1 protein-coding gene is annotated in these 587 nt (G+C 45.3%); it reads left to right on the top strand.

Annotated features, from left to right (window positions below; genetic code table 11):
- A partial coding sequence (locus AC1D7X_RS25840) for an IS3 family transposase (RefSeq protein ID WP_495476444.1) occupies nt 1–587 on the top strand: 587 nt, incomplete at both ends.

Raw genomic sequence — 587 nt, 5'->3', positions numbered from 1 at the left:
AAAAAGGCTCTGCACATCTTCAGCAAAGAAAAGAACTAAGGTTCCAGTTTATCGAAAATCATCGCTCTGAATTTCGATTGGAGAAGATGTGCAAAGTGATGAAGGTTTCAAGGAGCGGTTATTACAAATGGAGACAAGCTAAACCAAGCGAGCAGGCACTGCGTAAGGCAGAAGTTATGAAGCGGATCACTTATCACTTCAACGATACTCTACAGCGGTATGGCAGCCCAAAGATCACTCTCATGTTGTCCTTGGAAGGCATTGAAACATGCGAGCGTACGGTAGGTAAATATATGAAGGAGTTAGGCCTTCGTTCCTGCGTCTCACGTAGATTCAGAGTGAAAACAACAGATTCCAATCATGACGAACCCATAGCACCCAACATATTGAACCAGAAGTTTGCTACAGAGAAACCCAACACGACTTGGGTTGCGGATATTACCTACATCCCTTGCCGCGAAGGCAGACTCTATCTAGCAAGCATCCTAGATCTCTGTACGCGTGAGATTGTAGGCTGGCGGCTTGGTGATCGTATGACCACAGACTTGGTACTTGGTGCGCTAGACGATGCGTATAAAGATAAGAAA

The organism is Paenibacillus sp. Y568, from assembly GCF_059445545.1.
Note: the sequence above shows the minus strand (reverse complement) of the source record. Positions and strands in the feature narration are given on the sequence as shown.